Source organism: Vibrio sp. zbq_1 (genome assembly GCF_043102935.1).
GTDB lineage: Bacteria > Pseudomonadota > Gammaproteobacteria > Enterobacterales > Vibrionaceae > Vibrio > Vibrio parahaemolyticus.
Genome location: NZ_JBICJH010000044.1, coordinates 254,300 through 277,830 on the forward strand (window position 1 = coordinate 254,300; position 23,531 = coordinate 277,830).

General features: G+C 45.1%; 22 protein-coding genes. 17 read left to right on the forward strand and 5 right to left on the reverse strand.

Annotated elements, in window-relative coordinates; translation table 11 throughout:
- Positions 1–288: 288 nt before the first annotated feature.
- The 9 genes from rsxA (at position 289) to ACF8CV_RS23545 (ending at position 8,325) form a co-directional block, all read left to right on the forward strand.
- Complete coding sequence (gene rsxA, locus ACF8CV_RS23505; RefSeq protein ID WP_005380762.1) at positions 289–867, forward strand: electron transport complex subunit RsxA; 579 nt, start codon at positions 289–291, stop codon at positions 865–867.
- Positions 868–870: 3 nt separating this feature from the next.
- A complete protein-coding gene (gene rsxB / locus ACF8CV_RS23510; protein ID WP_005480813.1) occupies positions 871–1,467 on the forward strand; it encodes an electron transport complex subunit RsxB in 597 nt (198 codons plus the stop codon).
- 8 nt (positions 1,468–1,475) lie between these two features.
- Positions 1,476–4,199 (forward strand): electron transport complex subunit RsxC, encoded by a 2,724-nt coding sequence (rsxC, locus tag ACF8CV_RS23515; RefSeq protein WP_193236075.1) that lies wholly within the window; start codon positions 1,476–1,478, stop codon positions 4,197–4,199.
- Complete coding sequence (gene rsxD, locus ACF8CV_RS23520; protein WP_005480820.1) at positions 4,199–5,245, forward strand: electron transport complex subunit RsxD; 1,047 nt, start codon at positions 4,199–4,201, stop codon at positions 5,243–5,245. Before rsxC ends, rsxD begins: the two co-directional genes overlap by 1 nt.
- Positions 5,246–5,252: 7 nt before the next feature.
- Entirely contained in the window at positions 5,253–5,888 is a 636-nt protein-coding gene (rsxG, locus tag ACF8CV_RS23525; RefSeq protein ID WP_138937597.1) for an electron transport complex subunit RsxG, read from the forward strand.
- Complete coding sequence (locus tag ACF8CV_RS23530) at positions 5,885–6,577, forward strand: electron transport complex subunit E (RefSeq protein ID WP_005480817.1); 693 nt, start codon at positions 5,885–5,887, stop codon at positions 6,575–6,577. The genes rsxG and ACF8CV_RS23530 overlap by 4 nt, the downstream gene beginning before the upstream one ends.
- Positions 6,578–6,656: 79 nt before the next feature.
- Positions 6,657–7,298 carry an endonuclease III gene (gene nth, locus ACF8CV_RS23535; RefSeq protein WP_005480814.1) on the forward strand — a complete coding sequence of 214 codons (642 nt, stop codon included), beginning with the start codon at positions 6,657–6,659 and terminating at the stop codon, positions 7,296–7,298.
- A gap of 32 nt (positions 7,299–7,330) precedes the next feature.
- A complete protein-coding gene (gloA, locus tag ACF8CV_RS23540) occupies positions 7,331–7,747 on the forward strand; it encodes a lactoylglutathione lyase (protein ID WP_005480812.1) in 417 nt (138 codons plus the stop codon).
- A gap of 143 nt (positions 7,748–7,890) precedes the next feature.
- The gene (locus ACF8CV_RS23545) at positions 7,891–8,325 is read left to right on the forward strand and encodes a DUF2753 domain-containing protein (protein WP_005490627.1); all 435 of its coding nucleotides are present in this window, start codon (positions 7,891–7,893) and stop codon (positions 8,323–8,325) included.
- A 148-nt stretch (positions 8,326–8,473) separates the two neighbouring features.
- Here ACF8CV_RS23545 and ACF8CV_RS23550 read toward each other — a convergent pair whose 3' ends face one another.
- Complete coding sequence (locus ACF8CV_RS23550) at positions 8,474–9,355, reverse strand: flagellar protein MotY (RefSeq protein ID WP_005494483.1); 882 nt, start codon at positions 9,353–9,355, stop codon at positions 8,474–8,476.
- 348 nt (positions 9,356–9,703) lie between these two features.
- Here ACF8CV_RS23550 and rnt point away from each other — a divergent pair, with 348 nt between their 5' ends.
- Together rnt and ACF8CV_RS23560 are read left to right on the forward strand one after the other, a co-directional pair.
- Positions 9,704–10,348: a ribonuclease T gene (gene rnt, locus ACF8CV_RS23555; protein ID WP_025580333.1), complete on the forward strand. Its 645-nt coding sequence runs from the start codon at positions 9,704–9,706 to the stop codon at positions 10,346–10,348.
- A 28-nt stretch (positions 10,349–10,376) separates the two neighbouring features.
- Positions 10,377–11,702 (forward strand): Na+/H+ antiporter family protein, encoded by a 1,326-nt coding sequence (locus ACF8CV_RS23560; RefSeq protein ID WP_005490613.1) that lies wholly within the window; start codon positions 10,377–10,379, stop codon positions 11,700–11,702.
- Between the two features lie 94 nt (positions 11,703–11,796).
- Here the strand turns inward: ACF8CV_RS23560 and ACF8CV_RS23565 are convergent, their stop codons facing one another.
- Together ACF8CV_RS23565 and ACF8CV_RS23570 are read right to left on the reverse strand one after the other, a co-directional pair.
- Entirely contained in the window at positions 11,797–12,426 is a 630-nt protein-coding gene (locus ACF8CV_RS23565) for a DsbA family protein (protein ID WP_005494474.1), read from the reverse strand.
- Between the two features lie 75 nt (positions 12,427–12,501).
- On the reverse strand, positions 12,502–12,837 hold the full coding sequence (locus ACF8CV_RS23570; RefSeq protein WP_005494473.1) for a Grx4 family monothiol glutaredoxin: 336 nt from the start codon (positions 12,835–12,837) through the stop codon (positions 12,502–12,504).
- 316 nt (positions 12,838–13,153) lie between these two features.
- On the opposite strand from ACF8CV_RS23570, the gene sodB reads away from it, so the two are divergent.
- The 3 genes from sodB to ACF8CV_RS23585 all read left to right on the forward strand — a co-directional run bounded on the left by sodB (position 13,154) and on the right by ACF8CV_RS23585 (position 15,274).
- The gene (gene sodB, locus ACF8CV_RS23575) at positions 13,154–13,738 is read left to right on the forward strand and encodes a superoxide dismutase [Fe] (protein WP_005485383.1); all 585 of its coding nucleotides are present in this window, start codon (positions 13,154–13,156) and stop codon (positions 13,736–13,738) included.
- A gap of 154 nt (positions 13,739–13,892) precedes the next feature.
- Positions 13,893–14,396: a VC2046/SO_2500 family protein gene (locus ACF8CV_RS23580; protein WP_138937598.1), complete on the forward strand. Its 504-nt coding sequence runs from the start codon at positions 13,893–13,895 to the stop codon at positions 14,394–14,396.
- 134 nt (positions 14,397–14,530) lie between these two features.
- Positions 14,531–15,274 carry an SDR family oxidoreductase gene (locus ACF8CV_RS23585; RefSeq protein ID WP_171055890.1) on the forward strand — a complete coding sequence of 248 codons (744 nt, stop codon included), beginning with the start codon at positions 14,531–14,533 and terminating at the stop codon, positions 15,272–15,274.
- A gap of 149 nt (positions 15,275–15,423) precedes the next feature.
- Here ACF8CV_RS23585 and adhE read toward each other — a convergent pair whose 3' ends face one another.
- Complete coding sequence (adhE, locus tag ACF8CV_RS23590) at positions 15,424–18,126, reverse strand: bifunctional acetaldehyde-CoA/alcohol dehydrogenase (protein ID WP_005461748.1); 2,703 nt, start codon at positions 18,124–18,126, stop codon at positions 15,424–15,426.
- Between the two features lie 803 nt (positions 18,127–18,929).
- On the opposite strand from adhE, the gene ACF8CV_RS23595 reads away from it, so the two are divergent.
- A complete protein-coding gene (locus tag ACF8CV_RS23595) occupies positions 18,930–19,568 on the forward strand; it encodes a YchE family NAAT transporter (RefSeq protein ID WP_005461786.1) in 639 nt (212 codons plus the stop codon).
- A gap of 35 nt (positions 19,569–19,603) precedes the next feature.
- Complete coding sequence (locus tag ACF8CV_RS23600; protein WP_005461750.1) at positions 19,604–20,461, forward strand: ion transporter; 858 nt, start codon at positions 19,604–19,606, stop codon at positions 20,459–20,461.
- Positions 20,462–20,534: 73 nt separating this feature from the next.
- Here the strand turns inward: ACF8CV_RS23600 and asd are convergent, their stop codons facing one another.
- Complete coding sequence (asd, locus tag ACF8CV_RS23605) at positions 20,535–21,650, reverse strand: aspartate-semialdehyde dehydrogenase (protein WP_005479551.1); 1,116 nt, start codon at positions 21,648–21,650, stop codon at positions 20,535–20,537.
- A 434-nt stretch (positions 21,651–22,084) separates the two neighbouring features.
- Here asd and nhaC point away from each other — a divergent pair, with 434 nt between their 5' ends.
- A complete protein-coding gene (nhaC, locus tag ACF8CV_RS23610) occupies positions 22,085–23,518 on the forward strand; it encodes a Na+/H+ antiporter NhaC (RefSeq protein ID WP_005479559.1) in 1,434 nt (477 codons plus the stop codon).
- Positions 23,519–23,531 lie beyond the last annotated feature (13 nt).

Below are 23,531 nucleotides of genomic sequence, written 5' to 3' on the forward strand. Positions count from 1 at the left end.
TTCGTTTTTAATCGTCAAAAAATCGGCTTAAAACTTCTATCCACTTGCTAAGTATCAGAGGTCAACTCAATCGTTCACATGGGCCACTCAGGATTCGCGACTTTTCGTTAGCTCTCATTCCCCCAACAAATTATTCACCAAACTATTAATTCCGATACAAATTCATCTATCTAACTCACATTGACGGTTATTTTTCAGCCATGTGTATAAAACCACATCGTTCACTGGTTGTTATTGGTGTCACAAAACACGATAATATTGGGATCGGATTTTAAGAACGTAATAACTATGACCGAATATGTTTTGTTGTTGGTCGGCACTGTGCTGGTGAACAACTTTGTACTGGTGAAGTTTTTGGGCTTGTGTCCATTTATGGGCGTGTCTAAAAAACTGGAAACAGCAATAGGCATGGGGTTAGCAACCACTTTTGTGCTAACCCTCGCATCTGTGTGTGCGTACTTAGTGGAAAGCTATATCTTGCGACCGCTCGGTATCGAGTACTTAAGAACCATGAGCTTTATTTTGGTGATCGCTGTCGTGGTACAGTTCACCGAGATGGTTGTACACAAAACTAGCCCGACCCTTTATCGCTTGCTTGGTATCTTCTTACCACTGATCACGACCAACTGTGCCGTATTGGGTGTTGCACTTCTCAACATCAATGAGAATCATAACTTCATCGAATCTATCATTTATGGTTTTGGTGCAGCCGTCGGTTTCTCACTTGTATTGATCCTTTTTGCTTCTATGCGTGAGCGTATCGCTGCGGCTGACGTGCCGGTTCCATTTAAAGGTGCATCGATTGCAATGATCACTGCGGGTTTAATGTCGCTTGCTTTCATGGGCTTTACAGGTTTGGTGAAGTAAACAATGAGTACGATTTTAATTGCGATCATCGCACTCGCTGTGCTTGCTGCGATTTTTGGCGCCATTCTTGGTTTTGCTTCTATTCGTTTTAAAGTTGAAGCGGATCCTATCGTGGATCAAATCGACGCGATTCTTCCACAAACACAATGTGGCCAATGTGGTTATCCAGGCTGTCGACCATACGCAGAAGCGATTGCGAATGGAGACAACATCAATAAGTGTCCTCCCGGCGGTCAAGCAACCATCGAAAAACTCGCAGACTTAATGGGTGTGGAACCTGAAGAGTCGGCACACGATCTAGACAGCAAAGTACCGACCGTTGCCTTCATTCACGAAGATATGTGTATCGGTTGTACTAAGTGTATTCAAGCTTGTCCTGTTGATGCGATTGTTGGTGGGACAAAAGCCGTTCACACGGTCATCAAAGACGAATGTACAGGCTGCGACTTGTGTGTCGCGCCATGTCCAACCGATTGTATTGAAATGATTCCTGTGGAAACCACCACAGATAGCTGGAAGTGGCAACTTAACGCCATCCCAGTGGTTAACATTACGGATGCTGCCAGCGATGCAGCGAACGTGAAAGATTCAATTAAGTAAGGTTTCGTATGTTGTCTTTGATTGAACAAATTCGTACTGGCTCGCTTTGGGACTTCCCAGGCGGTGTGCATCCGGCAGAAAACAAAAAACAATCCAATAAAGCCGACTTAGTGCGAGCATCCATTCCCGCTGAAATCATTCTTCCGCTGAAACAGCACATTGGTAAAGCGGGTAACTTGTTGGTCTCTGTTGGTGAGCACGTTTTAAAAGGACAAGCTTTAACCCAATCAGAAACTGGGTTTACAGTACCCGTACATGCGCCAACTTCTGGCACTATTACTGCCATCGAGCCTCGAACGGTGGCTCACCCTTCTGGTTTGAGCGAATTGTGCGCCGTCATCACTCCTGACGGCCAAGATACTTGGTGTGAAAAGTCACCTATCGCTGACTACACTCAAGAATCCGCCGATGCACTCATCGACATTATTCGCCTTGCTGGCATTTCAGGGATGGGTGGTGCTGGCTTCCCTACCGCGAAAAAGATCCAATCGGGCATTGCTCGTACAGAAATCCTGATTGTGAATGCAGCAGAATGTGAACCGTACATCACGGCCGATGACAAACTGATGCAGGAGCATGCCGAAGAGCTTATTCAGGGTATTGAAATCGTCGAACATATCCTTAAGCCAAAACTGACGATCATTGGTATCGAAGATAATAAGCCAGATGCCATTAAAGCGCTGGAAAGCGCCGCTCTGAACAAGGACATTGTTATTCGAGTAATCCCGACGAAATACCCATCGGGGGGTGAAAAGCAGCTGATAAAGATTCTGACCAACAAGGAAGTTCCTAGCGGCTCTATCCCTGCAGATATTGGCATCTTGGTTCAAAACGTCGGTTCTTTATACTCAATTAAGCGCGCTATCATCGATGGCGAGCCAATGATCGAACGTGTCGTTACGTTAACAGGTAAAACCTTTAAACAGCCTCGAAACGTATGGGCGCTCTTGGGTACCCCAGTTCAAGCACTGCTCGACGAATTCGGGTACAAAGCCGATAAAAAACTTCAGCGTTTGATCATGGGCGGACCAATGATGGGCTTTACCCTGCCCCACTCACAGGTTCCTATCACCAAAACGGCGAACTGTATTTTAGCTCCGACTCGTCACGAGATTTCAGCTCATCAATACGAGATGGAATGTATACGTTGTGGTCAATGTGCAGAAGCTTGTCCTGCATCTCTACTGCCACAGCAGCTTCAATGGCATGCCAAGGCCGAAGAATATGACAAGCTAGAAGAACTAAATCTAAAAGATTGTATCGAGTGTGGCGCTTGTGCGTTTGTTTGTCCAAGTGAAATTCCACTGGTGCAATATTACCGCCAAGCAAAAGCAGAAATTCGTACTCGGACTCAAGAAGCAGAAGCCGCAGAGCGCGCGAAACTGCGCTTCGAAGAGAAAAAAGCGCGTATGGAGCGCGAAAAAGCAGAACGTGAGAACCGCTTCAAGAAAGCCGCGGATGACCGTCGAAAAGAGATGAAGTCAACCGGTGGTGATGATGCGATCGCCGCAGCCATTGCTCGTGTTAAAGCACAAAAATCGAACGAAGATAATAAAGCTGAGCCAGCAGTTAAACCTGCTGTCGCGGCTGCCATTGCCAAAGCAAAAGCGAAGCAAGCCGCAGCAGCAAAAGTTGGTGCAACTGAGCCTGACAACTCCGAAATGGCAAAACTGCGTGAAGAGCGCAAGCGTCTTGCTCGTGAACGTAAAGCAGAAAAAGAACAAAGCGAAACCCCTGCTAACAATGCTGATGATAAAAAGTCCGCAGTTGCTGCAGCAATCGCGCGCGCGAAAGCGAAAAAAGCTCAGCAGGAAGAAAACGCATCTGAAGAGCCAGAAGATAAAAAAGCTGCAGTAGCCGCTGCTATTGCTCGTGCAAAAGCGCGCAAAGCGCAACAAGAAACTGAATCTCAACCTGTTGAAGAAACAGCTTCTCAAGAGCTAACCGAAGATCCGAAGAAAGCTGCAGTCACTGCTGCTATTGCTCGTGCAAAAGCACGTAAAGCACAACAAGAAACTGAATCTCAACCTGTTGAAGAAACAGCTTCTCAAGAGCCAGCCGAAGATCCGAAGAAAGCCGCAGTTGCAGCCGCTATTGCTCGTGCAAAAGCGCGTAAAGCGCAACAAGAGACTGAATCTCAACCTGTTGCAGAAACAGCTTCTCAAGAGCTTGGCGAAGATCCGAAGAAAGCCGCAGTCGCTGCTGCTATTACTCGTGCAAAAGCGCGTAAAGCGCAACAAGAGACTGAATCTCAACCTGTTGAAGAAACTGCTTCTCAAGAGCCAACCGAAGATCCGAAGAAAGCCGCAGTTGCAGCCGCTATTGCTCGTGCAAAAGCGCGCAAAGCGCAACAAGAGACTGAATCTCAACCTGTTGAAGAAACTGCTTCTCAAGAGCCAACCGAAGATCCGAAGAAAGCCGCAGTCGCTGCTGCTATTGCTCGTGCAAAAGCGCGTAAAGCGCAACAAGAGACTGAATCTCAACCTGTTGCAGAAACAGCTTCTCAAGAGTCAGCCGAAGATCCGAAGAAAGGCGCAGTCGCTGCTGCTATTGCTCGTGCAAAAGCTCGTAAAACGCAACAAGAGACTGAATCTCAACCTGTTGAAGAAACCGCTTCTCAAGAGCAAGCTGAAGATCCGAAGAAAGCCGCGGTCGCTGCTGCTATTGCTCGTGCAAAAGCGCGAAAAGCTCAACAAGACGCGAATAAAAATAATACCGAGGAGAACGAGTAATGTCGTTTTTTATTGCCAGTTCACCGCATGCGCATAGTCGTCGCAGCACGCCTGACTTAATGAAATGGGTAGCCTTATGTGCTATCCCTGGCTTGGCAGCGCAAACTTACTACTTTGGTTGGGGCACATTAATCCAGCTGATTTTTGCTATCGCCGTTGCAGTATCACTTGAAGCACTCGTGATGATCTGTCGTAAACGCTCGCCAATGAGAGCGTTACGAGACAACAGTGCAATTGTCACCGCATGGCTACTCGCCGTTGCTATTCCACCTTGGTCTCCGTGGTGGATCATAGTTATTGGTTTAATTTTTGCGATTGTGATTGCCAAACATCTTTATGGCGGCATTGGACAGAATCTCTTCAACCCAGCAATGGTCGCTTACGTTGTACTTTTGATTTCCTTCCCGGTTCAAATGACCAGTTGGAGTGCACCAACACTGTTGATTCCAGACCATGTGAATTTCGCAGATACCCTCTCTTTGATTTTCACTGGTTTTGATTATGACGGTCTTTCATTGCAACAAGTTCGCGCTGGTGTTGATGGTGTAACAATGGCAACTCCACTGGATGCCTTTAAAACAGGTATTCACACGGGAGCAACCCCTAGTGAAGTGCTTTCACAGCCGATCTTTGGTGGCTTGGCTGGCATCGGCTGGCAGTGGGTGAACATAGCCTACCTGATTGGCGGCTTAGTGATGATCAAAAAACGCATCATTCAGTGGTACATTCCAGCAGGCTTCCTCGCGAGTTTGACTCTGTTTAGCCTTATTTTCAGCGTTATCACGCCGGGAGAGACGGCTTCGCCAATCTTCCATCTGCTGTCAGGCGCAACCATGCTAGGTGCGTTCTTTATTGCGACAGATCCAGTATCGGCATCTACCACAGTAAAAGGCCGCCTTATTTTTGGTGCGCTAATCGGTGCTCTTGTCTTTATTATTCGTAGTTGGGGCGGCTTCCCTGATGGGGTCGCCTTTGCGGTTCTATTAGCCAACATGTGCGTTCCGCTTATCGACTACTACACCAAACCTAGAACTTACGGCCACTGAGGTAAACATGTTAACCGCAATTAGAAAAAATGGTCTGACACTGGCGATCTTTGCTTGCGCCACAACAGGTTTGGTCGCGTTGACTCAGTACTTAACCGAAGATCAAATCAAGCTTCAGGAACAAAAGCAGCTACTTTCAGTGCTTAATCAAGTAATTCCTGAAACGATGCACGACAACGCATTAACTCAATCATGCACGTTGGTGACGTCTCCAGAGCTTGGCACGATGCACGCAATGCCTACCTACATTGCCACCAAAAATGGCGAGCCAGCAGCCATCGCCATTGAGTCGATTGCACCAGATGGCTATAACGGTGAAATCAAAGTCATCACAGGTATCGATAATCAAGGTAAGATTTTAGGTACGCGCGTACTTAGCCATCAAGAAACACCGGGGCTAGGCGATAAAATAGATCTTCGCGTTACCAGTTGGATTCTTGGCTTCACGGGTAAGCAAGTCACCGAAGATAATTGGAATTCTTGGAAAGTTCGTAAAGATGGTGGAGACTTTGATCAGTTTACTGGCGCTACCATTACGCCTCGAGCTGTCGTCAAAGCAGTCAGAAACACCGTAAACTACGTAAATCAATCTCGTGATGAGATTCTCAGCCAGCCACTAAACTGCGCAGGAGACAATCAATGAGCGAAAACAAACAATTGATGAAGAACGGCATGTGGAGCAACAACCCAGCATTGGTTCAGCTGCTCGGTTTATGTCCTCTACTCGCCGTTTCATCGACGATCACCAACGCGCTGGGGCTTGGTATTGCCACATTACTGGTACTAGTGGGGTCTAACGTAACGGTTTCACTGATCCGTAACTATGTTCCTAAAGAGATCCGAATTCCGGTTTTCGTTATGATCATTGCGTCACTCGTAACCTGCGTCCAGCTACTAATGAATGCTTACGCTTACGGATTGTACCTATCACTGGGTATCTTTATCCCGTTGATCGTAACCAACTGTATCATCATCGGTCGCGCCGAAGCTTACGCTTCAAAAAATGATGTGCTTCCTGCCGCATTGGACGGCTTATGGATGGGACTGGGCATGACCAGTGTGCTAGTTGTGTTGGGCTCAATGCGCGAGCTTATCGGCAACGGCACATTGTTTGACGGCGCAGACTTGCTATTGGGTGACTGGGCTGCAGCGCTGCGCATTCAAGTATTCCAATTTGATAGCAGCTTCTTATTAGCACTATTACCACCAGGTGCTTTCATCGGTGTAGGACTTTTGATTGCGTTGAAAAATGTTATCGACAGCTCAATTCAGGCTCGTCAGCCGAAAGAAGAAAAACCGGCCATTGAGCGTGCTCGCGTAACTAACGCATAATATAAGAATTCTAAAATCAAGGCTCTACCACTCGTAGGGCCTTTTTCATAAACCGCAAAGACGGGTTTGGAAGTCAGCAATGAACAAAGAAAAAAGAATAGAAATTCTTGAACGATTAAGAGAAAACAACCCCAATCCTGAAACGGAACTGAACTGGAGCTCTCCATTTGAGTTACTCATCGCTGTGCTACTTTCAGCGCAAGCGACCGATGTCAGTGTAAACAAAGCCACTGATAAGCTCTTCCCCGTTGCGAATACGCCACAAAGTATTCTCGATTTGGGTGTCGATGGTTTGAAGGAATACATCAAAACTATTGGCCTGTTTAACTCAAAAGCAGAAAACACCATCAAAACCTGTAAGATCTTATTAGAAAAACATAATGGCGAAGTGCCTGAAGATCGCGACGCTCTTGAAGCTCTTCCAGGAGTCGGACGTAAGACCGCCAATGTCGTGCTCAACACCGCATTTGGTTGGCCAACCATTGCCGTCGATACGCACATTTATCGCGTTTCGAATCGTACTAAGTTTGCGATGGGAAAAACGGTAGATGATGTCGAACAAAAACTATTAAAAGTGGTACCAAAAGAGTTCAAACTCGATGTACACCACTGGTTAATTCTTCATGGTCGCTACACTTGTTTAGCGAGAAAGCCTCGCTGTGGAAGCTGCATTATTGAAGATTTGTGCGAATATAAAGAGAAAGTATACCCAGATAGTTAACACTATCTGAAAACAGAAGCTAGGAGCTAAAAATGTCAAACGGTCGAATTCTACACACTATGCTTCGCGTAGGTGATCTAGACAAATCAATCAAATTTTATACTGAAGTCATGGGCATGCAGTTGCTTCGTACCAACGAAAACAAAGAGTACGAATACACACTTGCCTTTGTTGGTTACGGTGATGAATCCCAAGGTGCCGTGATTGAACTGACTTACAACTGGGGTAAGACAGAATATGACCTAGGCACAGCATTTGGTCATATTGCAATTGGCGTAGACGACATCTACGCAACATGTGATGCAATCAAAGCCGCAGGCGGTAACGTTACTCGCGAAGCGGGCCCAGTGAAAGGTGGTACAACACACATCGCCTTTGTAAAAGATCCTGATGGTTACATGATTGAGCTTATCCAGAACAAACAAGCTTCTGCGGGTCTAGAAGGCTAATTCATCTGATTCACTTGCATTGCAAGTCGAACCTCAATTACAGGCAGGTCTGCGATCTGCCTGTCCTTTTGTAAACAAACCACTTTACTTGATAATAATTATCGTTTAGATTCACCCCAAATTCGACACGTGGGACAACGATAATGATCAGTGAATGGGAAAAACACACACTCCTAGCCGATACTGCCCTGCAACTAGATGATCCTGTACGCAGCATTCTTCACTACCAGCAAGCTTTAAGCTTAAGTGAAGACATTAGTGAATGCGTGGAAATTGAAGCAGACGAACGACTTTTGATTTCTGTAATCTCTTGCCACAACCTCGCGCAATTTTGGCGCTGGGCTGGTGATACCGAATACGAACTCAAATATCTTCAGCTGGCATCTGAAAAAGTGCTCACACTTATTCCCCAATGCCCAAACCAGAATTGCGCGAGCTTCATTGACTCCATCGGCTGTTGCACAAAAGCACTTATCGATTTTATGAAGCGTCATCCAAACCCAGCAATTGCGAAACAAGTAGAGAAGATCGATACCGCAACCAATTGCGAAGTGATCGCTAAGTTTCGTTTAAATTAATGACCAAAGGTCGAAAATAAGCTGACCTCATCACTTGGAAATGACTCAACGAAAGTTATTCGACAGTAAGTAGATACTCACTAACATATACAAAAACGCCGGAGATTATTTCTCCGGCGTTTTATATGTAAGCATGCTTTACTACGGCCTAAACTTGAGTTCGACCTAAAGAGATGACTACACGACGGTTCTTGTCTTTACCAATCGGCGTGCCATTATCAGCAATAGGTCGGCGCTTGCCATAACCTTGCACTTGAATACGATCCTCTGGCAAACCCAGTGATTCAAAGTAAGTACGTAGAGACTCTGCTCGTCGCTCCGATAGGCTCTGGCTTTCGCTCTTACCATCGGTTGAATCAGTGTATGTCGCCACCAGCACGAGGTCGATATCTTGATTGTGACGCACATAATCAGCAATCTGAGCAAGACGCTTTTTAGACGCTTTCGTCAGTTGGTCGCCCTGACGTTCGTAATGCAAAATCGTAAACGCAATATCTTCGAAACTGTACTTCAACAAATTGGCGATACAGTCACTAAACGCATTGTACTTACTTTGGAATAATACGGATGACAACGCGACTTCAATTCGTTGATCACGACTTTGCCAATCTTGATAGCTGAATGTTGGGTAACGGCCTTTCTCTAATTCAGATAAAATACCCCAAGCAGTTTGACCACCGACATACCCATCAAACTGTTTGAAAAACTTCAGATTCGTGATGCGGTCGGCATGCTCACCTGGTCGCCAAGGCGGTGGCATTGAGATCAAGCTGACATTGCGTGTTTCACCCATAGGGCGACGCATCTTAAGTTCAAAATCCAAATTGATTTTTTTACTCGCACGCGACGAAAACACCGCATCACCAAAACTTGGAATTGGATGCACAAGCTGACATTCCAAAGGGGTATTTACCACCATTTCCCATTGTGATTGCTGCGGAGTAGCGACATAACGCTTGCCCATCACCGCGTAACTGTTTGCGCTAAGCAGTGAAAGCATGACACCACTGGTTATCAGCCATTTATTCATCTAGTACAATCTCTCAAACGGCAGTCTTTTGCCGTTAATTGGAATCATTAAAACTACAACGATTGTCATGCAAAAATCCCGCCAATGCTCTAACTTTCTTGGTGAGAGTATCAAAATGAACGATTCTAGCTCTGATTTCTCCCACAAATGCCGCTAAATCGTATCTATTTCCGAGTTAAATATGCACCTGCGTGACACAAAAATCGGTACTTGTGCTCTTTATCTCAAGCGCCGCGCGAGCTTATTGATTAGATGGAAAATAGAATTCCGTTTTTCTCCGAAATTGCGGTTTTTCTCATCGATATAATCTGCAATAATGCAGCCTTCGTCACACAAAAATAAGCCAACATGACAATAGAAAATGAAGCCCTAACCCTGAAAAAGCGTTTTCGTGGTTATTTCCCAGTGGTTGTTGACGTTGAGACCGCTGGTTTCAATGCTCAAACCGATGCACTTTTAGAAATCTGCGCCGTCACCCTTCGTATGGATGAAGAAGGCGTTCTGCATCCAGCCTCCACTATTCATTTTCATATTGAACCTTTTGAAGGCGCGAATTTAGAGAAAGAAGCGCTTGAGTTTAATGGTATTCGTGACCCTTTCAGCCCGTTACGCGGTGCGATTTCTGAACAAGAAGCATTAAAAGAAATTTATAAGCTGATTCGTAAAGAGCAAAAAGCATCTGATTGCTCACGTGCAATAATGGTTGCACATAACGCCGCTTTCGACTTAAGTTTTGTTAATGCAGCGAACGAACGCTGCAAGTTAAAAAGAGTCCCTTTTCATCCCTTTGCTACTTTTGACACCGCCACATTAAGCGGCCTTGCTTATGGTCAAACTGTTCTCGCTAAAGCATGCAAAACGGCAGGGATGGAATTCGACAATCGTGAAGCGCACTCTGCCCTTTACGATACACAAAAAACTGCAGAGTTATTCTGTGGCATCGTGAACAAATGGAAGGCCCTCGGCGGTTGGCCGCTTGTTAACGAAGAATAATAAGTAAACACAACATATTGGGAATAGTATGAATCCTGTCGTTATCTCAGTTTGCGTCATGCTCGTGTTAGCATTGATGCGTGTAAACGTGGTGGTCGCCCTCACGTTTAGTGCCATTGTTGGTGGCCTTGTTGCGGGAATGAGCTTAGGCGATACCGTAGCGGCCTTCGAAAGTGGCTTAGGTGGCGGTGCAACGATTGCACTTAGCTACGCTATGCTTGGCACATTCGCCGTTGCCATTTCTAAATCTGGTATCACTGACCTGCTCGCAAAAAGCGTGATTAAACGCCTAAACGGCAAAGAAAGTGCGGCATCGACTACTGGCCTTAAATACGCTGTATTAGTGGCGTTAGTGCTCGTAACCATGTCTTCTCAGAACGTAATTCCTGTTCATATCGCCTTTATTCCAATTTTGATTCCACCTCTTTTGGGCGTATTTGCGAAACTTAAACTGGATCGTCGCTTAATTGCGTGTGTGCTGACTTTTGGTCTGATTACACCTTACATGGTGCTTCCTGTCGGTTTTGGCGGCATCTTCTTAAACAACATCTTGCTGAAGAACCTGCATGACAACGGTTTAGAGAACGTTGTCGCAAGCCAAGTACCAACCGCAATGTTGCTTCCTGGCGCGGGTATGATTTTTGGTTTGCTACTGGCCATTTTTGTTAGCTACCGAAAACCTCGTGAGTACAAAGAAACAGAACTGACGGTGGTTCACGAAACCGACCACAGCATTAACAAACAGCACATCCTAGTGGCTGCACTTGGTATTATTGCCGCGCTTGGTGTTCAGCTTTACACCGGCTCAATGATCATCGGTGCTCTCGCTGGCTTTATGGTGTTCACGTTTGGTGGCGTTATCGCATGGAAAGAAACCCACGACGTATTCACCAAAGGTGTTCACATGATGGCGATGATCGGCTTTATCATGATCGCAGCCGCGGGTTTTGCAGCGGTAATGAAACAAACCGGTGGCGTAGAAACCCTAGTTCAGTCACTGTCTACAAGTATTGGTGACAACAAACCGCTTGCTGCGCTACTTATGCTGGTTGTTGGTCTATTGGTAACCATGGGTATTGGTTCTTCATTCTCGACGATTCCAATTCTTGCAACCATCTACGTTCCGCTTTCTTTGGCGTTTGGTTTCTCACCAATGGCAACGATCGCATTAGTAGGTACAGCTGCAGCGCTAGGTGATGCAGGTTCTCCAGCATCCGACTCAACATTGGGCCCAACTTCTGGCCTAAATGCTGACGGCCAGCACGAACACATTTGGGAAACGGTTGTTCCAACCTTCATCCACTACAATATCCCACTGATCATCTTCGGTTGGATCGCTGCAATGGTGCTTTAGTATCAAGTTTTCTAACAGAAAAGACTGATACCTTTGCTAACAAAAAAACCGCTCGATATGAGCGGTTTTTTTAATTCAATCGAAAACGAAGCCACTATTGCGCTGGCATGTTTTCGATAATGCGTTCACGAATCAACTTAAGCGTTGGCTCGGTCGATAGGTAATCCACCTCAATTGGGAAATACGCATCGTTGATTTGCAGCACCAAACTAGGGTAAGAGTTAACACCCAAACTTTTCGCTAAACTCAGTTGGTCTTGGAATACACCTTCCAATAACGTGCCATCCATATCATTTTTAAACTGCTGCACATTCAAGCCAATCTCTTTCGCTAATTGAAGATGCGTTGCTTCTTCATGAGGCGGCATTGCACGTAGATAATAGGCGTGCTGAATCGCTTCGAGCATTTGCTCATACGAATCTTGAAATCCCGCGGCGATAACAGCGCGGCATGATTGATACGTACTTCTCACTGGTGTGCACAGTTTCCAGAAATCGTAGTTAAACTTGGTGCCTAGCTGAGTTTCGATTTGCTTCCAAATCCCCTCAAGCTTTTGTTGCATTTCTGGCGGCATTGGCAAATTAGTATCTGGTGCAAGCCCACCCACCACATACTCAAACTGAATCACACCTGGCAGTTGTTGTTTTAGTTTTTCGATGGTTGGTTTGTATCCCCAGCACCAACTGCACATAGGGTCATGTACGTAGTAAAGCTTTATGTTCATTCCACTAACCTAAAAAAGAAAAAGGAGCCAATGCGGCTCCCTCGTATTCTATCGCCAAATGTGAGTATTTACGAATTACTCAGCTTGACCTTCAGCGCGTGCTGCAGCTTCTTTGATTAGAGGCTGAAGTTCACCCTTCTGGAACATTTCCAGAATGATGTCACAACCACCAATTAGCTCACCTTCAACCCATAGTTGTGGGAACGTTGGCCATTGTGCGTATTTTGGTAGCTCAGCGCGGATGTCTGGGTTTTGTAGAATGTCTACGTAAGCGAACTTCTCGCCACATGCCATTAGCGCTTGTGATGCTTGAGAAGAGAAACCACAGCTTGGCAGTTTCGGTGAGCCTTTCATGTACAGCAGGATTGAGTTTTCAGAGATCTGCTGTTTGATTTTGTCGATAGTTTCCATCGCTTCCTCATTCATGGATTTGAACTTGTTTATTTGCCACATTCTACTCAATAACGACAGAATAAAAACCATATAATTGATACGGTTTATACTGAGATGATTTAAAAGCAAAAAGTTTGACCGCTTACTACCACTTCGTTGGTAAGTGGACGAGCATGAACAACACTTAGCATCTCAAAATATTTTCATATCGGGGTTTTAATAAAGTAAAAACTTGCTAAAATACCTAGCAAGTCAGCCGTAAAGGCTACATAGCTATAAAAAACACTGGAAGCAATCGAAAGGTTAACCTTTCATATCAATGGAGAATCGAGTAATGGCATTTGAACTACCAGCTCTTCCTTACGCGAAAGACGCACTAGAACCACACATCTCAGCAGAGACTCTAGACTACCACCACGGTAAGCACCACAACACTTACGTTGTTAAGCTTAACGGTCTTATCCCTGGTACTGAGTTCGAAGGCAAAACTCTAGAAGAGATCATCAAGACTTCTACTGGTGGCGTATTCAACAACGCAGCGCAAATCTGGAACCACACGTTCTACTGGCACTGTCTTGCTCCAAACGCGGGCGGCGAACCAACTGGCGCAGTTGCAGACGCAATCAACGCAGCATTCGGTTCTTTCGAAGAATTCAAAGCGAAGTTCACTGACGCAGCAATCAACAACTTCGGTTCTTCATGGACTTGGCTAGTTAAGAAAGCTGACGGTTCTCTAGAAATCGTTAACACTTCTAATGCAGCAACGCCACTAACAGAAGAAGGTACTACTCCACTTCTAACTGTTGACCTATGGGAACACGCGTACTACATCGATTACCGCAACGTACGTCCTGATTACATGAACGGCTTCTGGGCTCTTGTAAACTGGGACTTCGTAGCTGAGAACCTAGCGAAGTAATTGACTTCCCCCTAGTTCAATTTAGTCTTATTTTAAAAGCTCGCTGAATCAGCGAGCTTTTTCTTTTCTCGCTTAAAAATACCCATTTAATCTCTTCTTTTTCCTAAAGTTCTTCTTTGATGCGCCGTTATAAAAGCATCTCAAGAGGAACATCATGCAAATTCATACGTTAGACAAAGCAGCAATTATCAACGAAATTCAGTTCGGCAACGGTATCAACCATGCTGTTCACGAAGGTCGTCGTGCCGATTTTTCGCTGATTTTGTCTATGTTCTCAAACGATGTTCGAGATGTCGTACCGGTTGAAGAAATTAAAGAAACGACCACAAGCGAAGAGATTCTTCGTCAACAGTTTGGGCTCTCTCAGCCTCAAGCTTTGCGCTCCGATAGCAGCAGCTACGAGCTCGCCGCATTACAAGCGAAACAATTCCATAATGCGGGTCTGCCATCTGCAAAGTTCAGCCACTACCTAAAACCAGACGCCCTAACCTACTTGCCAGAAGATACGTTCGATCTTCCTGAAGACGTTTATCATAATTTGTCAGGCCACGAGCGCCGCACTTTAGGTGAGCGCAACAAGAGCCTTATCCCTGATGCGGGCCTCTACAATCAGCTAGTGACGGCTCAACGTCAGTATCAGATCCAAGCTCAAGCATAGAGATCAGCTTTTCATCCAACAGCTTGCAGTATCAACACGTCAGAAATGTGACGGCTTACAAATTACCGCACAATAGTCCTTACTCGAAAGCGTTAGTTTGAAGCCTTTCACACTGAGCTCAACGAATTTCAACCATGCTGATAGCACAAACCACTGGTGTATTGTTTTTCACACATGGATACAGTGAAGGTGTTATGGATATTAAAGAGTCAATCATTCTCGTCACATCTGCGGGTTCGGTCATCGGAAGAACGTGCTCCAGCCATTTCGCTCATCTCGGAGCGACGTTGATCCTGTGTGACCAAAATTCAAGCGCCCTAAAGGCGAGTTATGATCAGATCCGCGCATTTACCGACAAAGTCTATGCAATGAATGTGTGTAGTGATAACCCCACATCTATAAACCTATTGTTTGATCAGATCGAATCGCAGCTCAGAGCAACCCCAGATGTTATCGTTAATTGTTGGACGAGCTCACCGATGCCAAGCCTAATGGCGCCAGAACCAATGAGTATCTATATCGACCACCTTTCTTCCGCAGCACGTTTTCTCTATACCTACGGGCAAGTCGGCGCGGAACGATTTAGAGCGCGCAGTAAAAAAGGCGTGATCGTGAATGTCATTTCGCATGATAATCACGAAGATCTGACTGGTGTTGAAAGCATGGCGGCTTTGGTGTCTGGCTTTACGCACAGCTGGGCAAAAGAGCTCACCCCTTTCAATATCCGCGTCGGCGGCGTGATTCCCTCTGTCAGTCATACACGAGAGGATCTTGACGAAAGGCACTGGGCAGAGATCCAAGACGAACTGGTCCGCAACACAGCGTACATCGTCTCAAATGAATACTTCAGTGGCCGAGTAGTTGCGACCGAAGTGTAAACATACACCATTGTTCTGTGTTTCCCGACTCCGACGTAAGCAACCTCCAGCTCCTAAACAAAAAAAGCCCCAGTCATTTGACTGGGGCTTTAACCTTTTCCCGATTAAGGTTTCGTGCTAGCGAAAACCTTACTCAAAGCGACTCTTAATTACGCGTCAGCTTTTTCTTTTTTAGCTTTAGGAGCAGATTTCGCTGCTTCTTGGTCTGCTTTCTTCTTGATTACTGTAGTACCTTCGAAAGTTTCACCTTCAACGAAAGCTTTACCGTAGTAAGAAGCTAGTAGAACGTCTTTTAGCTCGCTAATTAGAGGGTAGCGTGGGTTCGCACCAGTACATTGGTCATCGAACGCTTCAACCGCTAGCTCGTCTAGTTTCGCTACGAAGTCAGCTTCAGCAACACCTGCCGCTTGGATAGACATTGGGATGTCTAGGTTAACTTTTAGTTCATCCAACCATGCTAGTAGACGTTCAATCTTCTGAGCAGTGCGGTCACCAGCTTGGCTTAGGCCTAGGTGGTCTGCAACTTCAGCGTAACGACGACGTGCTTGTGGACGGTCGTATTGAGAGAACGCAGTTTGTTTAGTTGGGTTGTCGTTCGCGTTGTAACGTACCACGTTAGAGATTAGTAGTGCGTTAGCTAGGCCGTGTGGCAAGTGGAACTCTGCACCTAGTTTGTGCGCCATTGAGTGACAAACACCTAGGAATGCGTTCGCAAATGCTACACCAGCGATAGTTGCTGCGTTGTGAACTTTCTCACGAGCGATTGGGTCATTTGCACCATTCGCGTAGCTTGATGGTAGGTATTCTTTTAGCATCTTAAGTGCTTGAAGAGCCTGACCGTCAGAGTATTCGTTCGCAAGAACAGATACATAAGCTTCTAGAGCGTGAGTTACTGCATCGTAACCACCGAACGCTGTTAGAGACTTAGGCATGTTCATTACTAGGTTCGCATCAACGATAGCCATGTTTGGCGTGATTTCGTAGTCAGCTAGTGGGTACTTAGCACCAGTCTTGTCGTCAGTAACAACTGCGAATGGAGTAACTTCTGAACCAGTACCTGAAGTTGTAGTGATACATACAAGCTCAGCTTTCTTACCCATTTTAGGGAACTTGTAGATACGTTTACGGATGTCCATAAAGCGCATTGCTAGTTCTTCAAAGTGAGTTTCTGGGTGCTCGTACATTACCCACATGATTTTCGCTGCATCCATTGGAGAACCACCGCCTAGCGCTAGGATAACGTCAGGTTGGTAGCTAGCCATTTGAGCCGCACCTTTTTCTACTACAGATAGTGTTGGGTCAGCTTCAACATCGAAGAATGTTTGAACTTCCATGCCTTGAGCTTTCAGTAGGCTTACTACGTCATCTGCGTAACCATTGTTGAATAGGAAACGGTCAGTTACTAGGAATGCGCGTTTCTTACCTTCTAGGTCGCCAAGTGCGATTGGAAGGCTACCACGACGGAAGTAGATTGACTTAGGTAGTTTATGCCACAACATGTTTTCAGCTCGCTTCGCTACAGTTTTCTTGTTGATTAGGTGCTTAGGACCTACGTTCTCAGAGATAGAGTTACCACCCCATGAACCACAACCTAGAGTTAGAGAAGGTGCAACGTTGAAGTTGTACAAGTCACCGATACCACCGTGTGTAGTCGGAATGTTGATTAGGATACGAGCAGTCTTCATCTTGTCACCGAAGTAACGGATGCGGTCTGCATTCACGTCTTGGTTAGTGTATAGACCAGATGTGTGACCGATACCGCCGATCTCTACCATTGTTACGGCTTGAGCAACTGCATCTTCAAAGTTGTCTGCACGGAACATACCTAGAGTTGGAGATAGTTTCTCGTGAGCAAATGCGTCATCGTAAGATACTTTGCCTAGGCCTTCACCGATAAGCACTTTAGTATCTGCAGGAACTTTAACACCCGCCATTTCAGCGATAGCTGTAGCTGGTTGACCAACGATTTTCGCGTTTAGCGCGCCGTCGATTAGAAGCACTTTACGTACTTTGTCAGCATCTGTTTTAGATAGAACGTGAGCTTTATGAGAAGCAAAACGCTCTTTCACTTCGTCGTAAACTTCATCAACTACGATTACAGCCTGCTCAGAAGCACATACTACGCCGTTATCGAAAGTTTTAGACATTAGTACAGAAGCAACTGCACGTTTGATGTCTGCTGTTTCATCGATAACTACAGGAACGTTACCAGCACCTACACCGATTGCTGGCTTACCAGAAGAGTAAGCTGCTTTAACCATGCCTGGACCACCAGTTGCAAGGATAAGCGCGATGTCATCGTGTTTCATTAGAGCGTTTGATAGCTCAACTGAAGGTTGGTCGATCCAACCGATGATGTCTTTTGGTGCACCTGCTGCTACTGCTGCATCTAGAACAAGCTTCGCTGCATCGTTAGTAGAGTTTTTCGCACGTGGGTGTGGTGAGAAGATGATACCGTTACGAGTCTTCAGAGAGATTAGAGATTTGAAGATCGCTGTAGATGTAGGGTTAGTTGTTGGTACGATACCGCAGATGATACCTACAGGTTCAGCGATAGTCATAGTACCTAGGTTGTCATCCTCTTCTAGGATGCCACACGTTTGTTCGTCTTTGTATTTGTTGTAGATAAACTCAGAAGCGAAGTGGTTCTTGATTACTTTATCTTCAACAATACCCATACCAGATTCTTCTACCGCTTGTTGCGCTAGAGGGATACGAGCTTGGTTAGCTGCAAGAGACGCTGCACGGAAGATTTTGTCTACTTGCTCTTGAGAGTAAGTAGCGAACTCTTCTTGCGCTTTCTTAACGCGAGCAATCATTGCATCTAGTTCAGCCATATTAGTTACAGGCATAGGGATTCTCCTAAAATTAACAAATATTAAAAACTTTTTATTAAGGCAATTGTCTTTCGTTTTTACTGTTTATCAGTCACTTAGAGAACAAACGTCTTAGTAAATTGCTTTCAGGACTGAGTATAATATTTCAGAGTGTGAAAAAAATTGACTTGGATCAGTTCTCACACTCGAAATACCACCAAAGTAGTGGTTAACCACAACAATTTAATGTAACTATTTGATAAACAAATAAATTAAACCAACTTATTTATTGCATAAAAAACAAGCAAACAGACAAAAAAATAAAAGAAACAACAACAACCTGTAAAAAAGTTTCATTTTTAGCCAACAAAATTACATGTAGGCCTAATTTTTTGTGCTACTGAGAGTATATCGAATCAAATACATCTCTCTACAAACCACCTTTGTTTTTATCAAAAATGTGCGAATGTTAACGTTTGTGTAAAACAGCACAATTTCACAGCAACATCCTATGTAACATTTCACTCTCAGATTAGATACATTTTATTAAAAAATTAGTTTTTCTCACAAATAGTGGGGTCAATACGTTAGTTTTTTTCATTTCTTCCTAATGCACTTTTGCCTTACATTTAGCGCCGAAAACCAATCTGGAATCTGGTAAGTAGATGTTCCAATAATTGCGCAGAAATTCGATAAGAACAAAGGTGCGTATCGCAGTTATCCATCCCTTTCTAACTGTAGTCACCTCCCACGAATTTACTTAGCAACAAAACCCGATAGATTGGTGTAAATTTACCCTTTCCGTTTTTCACTAATGTGAACATTTACGAGTACGCAATATGCAGACTTTAGAGCTAGCCATTTTCCTGCAGTTTTTCTTGGGGTTGGTTGCCGCCGTTAACCCCGTAGGCATCATGCCTGTTTTCGTGTCTTTAAGCGGACATATGACACCAGAAGAAAAGATCAAAACCGCGACAACAGCCAATGTGGCAGTGGCCGTGATCCTGATCATTTCCCTGCTTGCAGGTCAGTTACTGTTGGATATGTTCAGTATTTCACTGGATTCATTCCGAGTGGCAGGTGGCTTGCTGCTGTTAAGCATCGCCTTTTCGATGATGAGCGGTAAGCTCGGTGAGGATAAGCAGAACAAACAAGAAAAATCTGAATACGTTAGCCGCGAACAGATCGGCGTTGTACCACTAGCGATGCCACTAATGGCTGGTCCTGGTGCAATCAGCTCAACAATCGTTTATGGCGCGCGTTACCCAAGTATGTTCGATACCGTGGGCATCGTTATCACGATTGGTCTGTTTTGCCTTTGTTCTTGGTTGCTATTTCGTTCGGCACCTTTGATCGTTCGTTTCTTGGGTCAAACAGGCATCAACGTGATCACACGTATCATGGGTTTGATTCTTGGAGCGCTAGGCATCGAGTTTATTGCAAACGGCTTACGTAACTTGTTTCCTGGATTAGCCTGATTTTATTAATGACGTTATGATAGAGCGATTCAACAATGGATCGCTTTGTCATGACGACTCACTCTCTAAAAAATACACTTTACGTCACTATATTTGGCACCCACACCAAAGCCGGCCGTGCTTTTGATATCGCGCTTATTATTGCCATCATCAGCTCGTTAGCTGTTCTCGTTCTAGATTCCATTCCCTCGGTACGTGCTGAGTGGGCAAAAGAACTGAAGTACCTTGAATACACCTTCACCGGCCTGTTTACCATTGAGTACTTGCTACGTCTGTATTGCTCGCCAAAACCGGTGGCGTACGCAAAAAGTTTCTACGGTATTGTCGATCTGTTGGCGATCATCCCAACTTACTTAGTATTGTTCTTCCCATCCGCCTCTTTCATGGGCGTGATCAGAGCACTGCGTGTGATGCGTATTTTCCGTATCTTGAAGTTGGTGAGATACCTGCAAGAGTCCAACATTTTGTTGCGCTCATTACTAATGGCTCGCAGAAAGATCTTCATCTTCTTCACAACCGTCGCCATTTTGGTCACGATTTTCGGTTCATTGATTTTTATTGTTGAAGGGCCAGAAAACGGGTTTACCAGTATTCCGAAAAGTATTTATTGGGCTATTGTGACCATAACTACCGTGGGATATGGAGATTTGGTTCCGCAAACTAACTTAGGTAAAGCGCTGGCATCTATAACCATGCTCTTGGGTTACTCGATTCTCGCGGTTCCGACAGGGATATTTACAGCTGAGCTACATCAAGAGATGCAATCCCACAAAGTACTGGTGAAGTGCCCTAATTGCTCTCAAGCTGGACATGACTCGGACGCTATCTACTGTAAACATTGTGGAAGCGAGTTGGCCGACCCGGACAAAAGAGTGGTTCGAGGTGAAGGTTAAAATAGAAGGTTAAAATAGAAGGTTAAAAAAGAGCTCCTACTAAATAGGAGCTCTTTTTACGAAGTTTTGCAGATTACGCTTTTTCAGAAAGGATAATACGAAGCGTACGACGCAGTGGCTCGGCAGCCCCCCAAAGTAATTGGTCACCAACAGTGAACGCGTTTAGGAAATCATCGCCCATTGCCATCTTGCGCAGACGACCAACAGGAACTGACATAGTGCCGGTAACCTTCGCTGGCGTTAGCTCTTGAGCCGTGATGTCACGATCGTTTGGAATCACCTTCACCCAGTCATTGTGAGTTGCAATGATTTCTTCGATTTCATCCATCGGCACATTTTGCTTAAGCTTAATAGTCAAAGCTTGAGAGTGACAACGCATCGCACCGATACGCACACATGTACCATCGATAGGAACTGGAGCGCCTTGAGAACCAAGGATCTTGTTCGCTTCAACACCCGCTTTCCACTCTTCTTTGCTCTGACCATTATCGCGCTTCACATCGATCCACGGGATCAACGAGCCAGCTAGTGGTACGCCGAACTTGTCTGTAGGGAATGACGCGCTGCGCATTGTGTCTGCAACTTTCTTGTCAATATCAAGAATTGAGCTTGCTGGATTTGCCAGTTCAGAACTTACTGCATCGTTGATAACGCCCATTTGAGAGATCAACTCACGCATGTTTTGCGCGCCAGCGCCAGAAGCCGCTTGGTAAGTCATCGCACTGGTCCATTCCACCAACCCTTTTTCAAACAGGCCACCAAGACCCATCAGCATCAGGCTAACGGTACAGTTACCACCTACAAAGGTGTTCGTGCCGCCATGAATACCATGTTGAATTTGTTTTAGGTTCACAGGGTCTAGCGTGATGATCGAATCTTCCGCCATACGCAGTGTTGAAGCTGCATCAATCCAGTAACCTTTCCAGCCTGCTTGACGAAGTGCTGGGTACACTTTTTCAGTGTAGCTGCCACCTTGACACGTAATGATCGCATCAAGTTGTTTTAAACTTTCGATATCAAAGGCATCTTGAAGCATACCTGCATCTTTTCCTAGATTAGGCGCAGGGATACCTACTTGAGAAGTGCTGTAGAAAACTGGTTCAATCAAGTCAAAGTCTTTTTCTTCGACCATACGCTGCATTAGAACCGAACCGACCATGCCGCGCCAACCAACTAAACCTACTCTCATCGCATAACTCTCCATGTAATAAATTAAACCTACCCCATAGTTCATTTTTCGCAGAAAAATCTCAAGCCCTAATTTGTAAATGAGGTCAATTTTTACCCTTTTACCGAGAAAATTCACGTTAGCCGTAATTTCGAACTATTTCTGCTGCCTTTACGCCTCGATTAACAAGTAGGGAAATCCCCTACTCCGAGCGTATTGGTCTTACCACTCAGTGAGAAAACAACAACTGAAGCACAATAAATTCACATCACACAACATTTAAATACATAGATTTTAAAATTAATTGGCAGTTAATTTTACAAGCAAACGTTTTAGCCGACGAACATCAAGATAAAACACCAAATATTCGAAATATAATTTTTGTTAATGTATGTTATGCGCCATTACAACAAGGAGCGCCTTCCTCTATTGCTCCAAGATTGACAGAGGCACATATGAAGCAAGTTACAACACGCCTTCCTAGCTTGATACAGGTATTTATCTCGCTAGGTTTATTTCTACTTCTGGCATTTTCCTTTACTGCCAAGCTAGACCTGCCAATTCAGCTCGCGCTGTACATCGGCTGGTTTATCATCATGCTATTGGGTCTTAAACTTGGTCATCAGTACAAAGACTTAGAAAAAGCCGCGCTTAACGGTATTTCTAATGGTCTGGGTGCAGTATTGATTCTCCTTGCCGTTGGTGCACTTGTCGGCACTTGGATTTCAGGCGGAATCGTACCAACCATCATCTACTACGGTCTTAAAGCCATCCACCCTTCTATCTTTTTGCTAGCAACAATGATCATCTGTTCATTGACTGCGTTGGCAACCGGCACATCTTGGGGTGCAGCAGGTACCGCAGGTATCGCAATGATGGGGATTGGCCAAGGTCTTGGCGTTCCTGCCCCAATTACAGCGGGTGCAGTACTTTCAGGTTGTTACTTCGGTGACAAGATGTCGCCTCTATCAGATTCAGTGATTCTTGCTTCATCAATGTCTAACGTTGAAGTGATGGAGCACATCAAAGGCATGCTGCCTATCGCGCTGATCAGCTACGTGATCACTGGCATTATGTTTACTGCTTTTGGTTTCCACTACGCAGGTCAAGTAGACATGAGCCAAGTGGACTCAGTGATTAAAGCGATGGAACAGCAGTTCTACATCACGCCTTACTCATTTGTTCCTGTGATCATCGTATTGTCACTTCTAGCAATGCGTATGCCTTCATTCCCAGTGATCAGTTTTGGTTCTCTGCTAGGTATTATTTGGGCAGTAATGATTCAAGATGTGGACTTCCTGACTGCGTTCAACACTGCTTGGGCTCCGTTTGCAATCTCATCTGGCGTAGATTTCATCGACTCGATTCTTAACCGTGGCGGCATGTCTTCAATGCTTGGCTCGGTAGCGGTTATCGTGTTCGGCCTTGGTTTTGGTGGCCTGCTAGACAAAGTGGGCGTGCTTGAAACTATCGCAAAACTGTTTGAAAAACGCGTTCAAAGCGCAGGTTCACTGGCAACAAGCACAATCGGTACGGCCTTTATGGGTAACGTGTTTGGTTCGGCGATGTACGTTTCACTTATCCTGACACCAAAAATCTGTGCGAAGAATTACGACCGTCTAGGCTACAAACGTAAGAACTTATCTCGTAACGCAGAATTTGGCGGCACGCTAACATCAGGTATGGTTCCTTGGAGTGACAACGGTATCTACATGGCAAGTATTTTGGGTGTTGCTACGCTGTCTTACGCCCCATTCATGTGGCTAAGCTTTGTATGTATTATTGTGACTATCTTCACGTCTTACATGGGTTGGTTTGTTGATAAATGCGAACCAACAGCAGAAGCAGTTGAACAAACTGAAGGCGAATTAAAGCAGCAAACGGCTTAACTTCGCAGCGTTA

What these genes read in the sequence shown, in the direction of transcription:
- rsxA (WP_005380762.1), top strand. Translation starts at nt 289, where the DNA reads ATGACCGAATATGTTTTGTTGTTGGTCGGCACTGTGCTGGTGAACAAC.
- rsxB (WP_005480813.1), top strand. Translation starts at nt 871, where the DNA reads ATGAGTACGATTTTAATTGCGATCATCGCACTCGCTGTGCTTGCTGCG.
- rsxC (WP_193236075.1), top strand. Translation starts at nt 1,476, where the DNA reads ATGTTGTCTTTGATTGAACAAATTCGTACTGGCTCGCTTTGGGACTTC.
- rsxD (WP_005480820.1), top strand. Translation starts at nt 4,199, where the DNA reads ATGTCGTTTTTTATTGCCAGTTCACCGCATGCGCATAGTCGTCGCAGC.
- rsxG (WP_138937597.1), top strand. Translation starts at nt 5,253, where the DNA reads ATGTTAACCGCAATTAGAAAAAATGGTCTGACACTGGCGATCTTTGCT.
- ACF8CV_RS23530 (WP_005480817.1), top strand. Translation starts at nt 5,885, where the DNA reads ATGAGCGAAAACAAACAATTGATGAAGAACGGCATGTGGAGCAACAAC.
- nth (WP_005480814.1), top strand. Translation starts at nt 6,657, where the DNA reads ATGAACAAAGAAAAAAGAATAGAAATTCTTGAACGATTAAGAGAAAAC.
- gloA (WP_005480812.1), top strand. Translation starts at nt 7,331, where the DNA reads ATGTCAAACGGTCGAATTCTACACACTATGCTTCGCGTAGGTGATCTA.
- ACF8CV_RS23545 (WP_005490627.1), top strand. Translation starts at nt 7,891, where the DNA reads ATGATCAGTGAATGGGAAAAACACACACTCCTAGCCGATACTGCCCTG.
- ACF8CV_RS23550 (WP_005494483.1), bottom strand. Translation starts at nt 9,355, where the DNA reads ATGAATAAATGGCTGATAACCAGTGGTGTCATGCTTTCACTGCTTAGC.
- rnt (WP_025580333.1), top strand. Translation starts at nt 9,704, where the DNA reads ATGACAATAGAAAATGAAGCCCTAACCCTGAAAAAGCGTTTTCGTGGT.
- ACF8CV_RS23560 (WP_005490613.1), top strand. Translation starts at nt 10,377, where the DNA reads ATGAATCCTGTCGTTATCTCAGTTTGCGTCATGCTCGTGTTAGCATTG.
- ACF8CV_RS23565 (WP_005494474.1), bottom strand. Translation starts at nt 12,426, where the DNA reads ATGAACATAAAGCTTTACTACGTACATGACCCTATGTGCAGTTGGTGC.
- ACF8CV_RS23570 (WP_005494473.1), bottom strand. Translation starts at nt 12,837, where the DNA reads ATGGAAACTATCGACAAAATCAAACAGCAGATCTCTGAAAACTCAATC.
- sodB (WP_005485383.1), top strand. Translation starts at nt 13,154, where the DNA reads ATGGCATTTGAACTACCAGCTCTTCCTTACGCGAAAGACGCACTAGAA.
- ACF8CV_RS23580 (WP_138937598.1), top strand. Translation starts at nt 13,893, where the DNA reads ATGCAAATTCATACGTTAGACAAAGCAGCAATTATCAACGAAATTCAG.
- ACF8CV_RS23585 (WP_171055890.1), top strand. Translation starts at nt 14,531, where the DNA reads ATGCTGATAGCACAAACCACTGGTGTATTGTTTTTCACACATGGATAC.
- adhE (WP_005461748.1), bottom strand. Translation starts at nt 18,126, where the DNA reads ATGCCTGTAACTAATATGGCTGAACTAGATGCAATGATTGCTCGCGTT.
- ACF8CV_RS23595 (WP_005461786.1), top strand. Translation starts at nt 18,930, where the DNA reads ATGCAGACTTTAGAGCTAGCCATTTTCCTGCAGTTTTTCTTGGGGTTG.
- ACF8CV_RS23600 (WP_005461750.1), top strand. Translation starts at nt 19,604, where the DNA reads ATGGATCGCTTTGTCATGACGACTCACTCTCTAAAAAATACACTTTAC.
- asd (WP_005479551.1), bottom strand. Translation starts at nt 21,650, where the DNA reads ATGAGAGTAGGTTTAGTTGGTTGGCGCGGCATGGTCGGTTCGGTTCTA.
- nhaC (WP_005479559.1), top strand. Translation starts at nt 22,085, where the DNA reads ATGAAGCAAGTTACAACACGCCTTCCTAGCTTGATACAGGTATTTATC.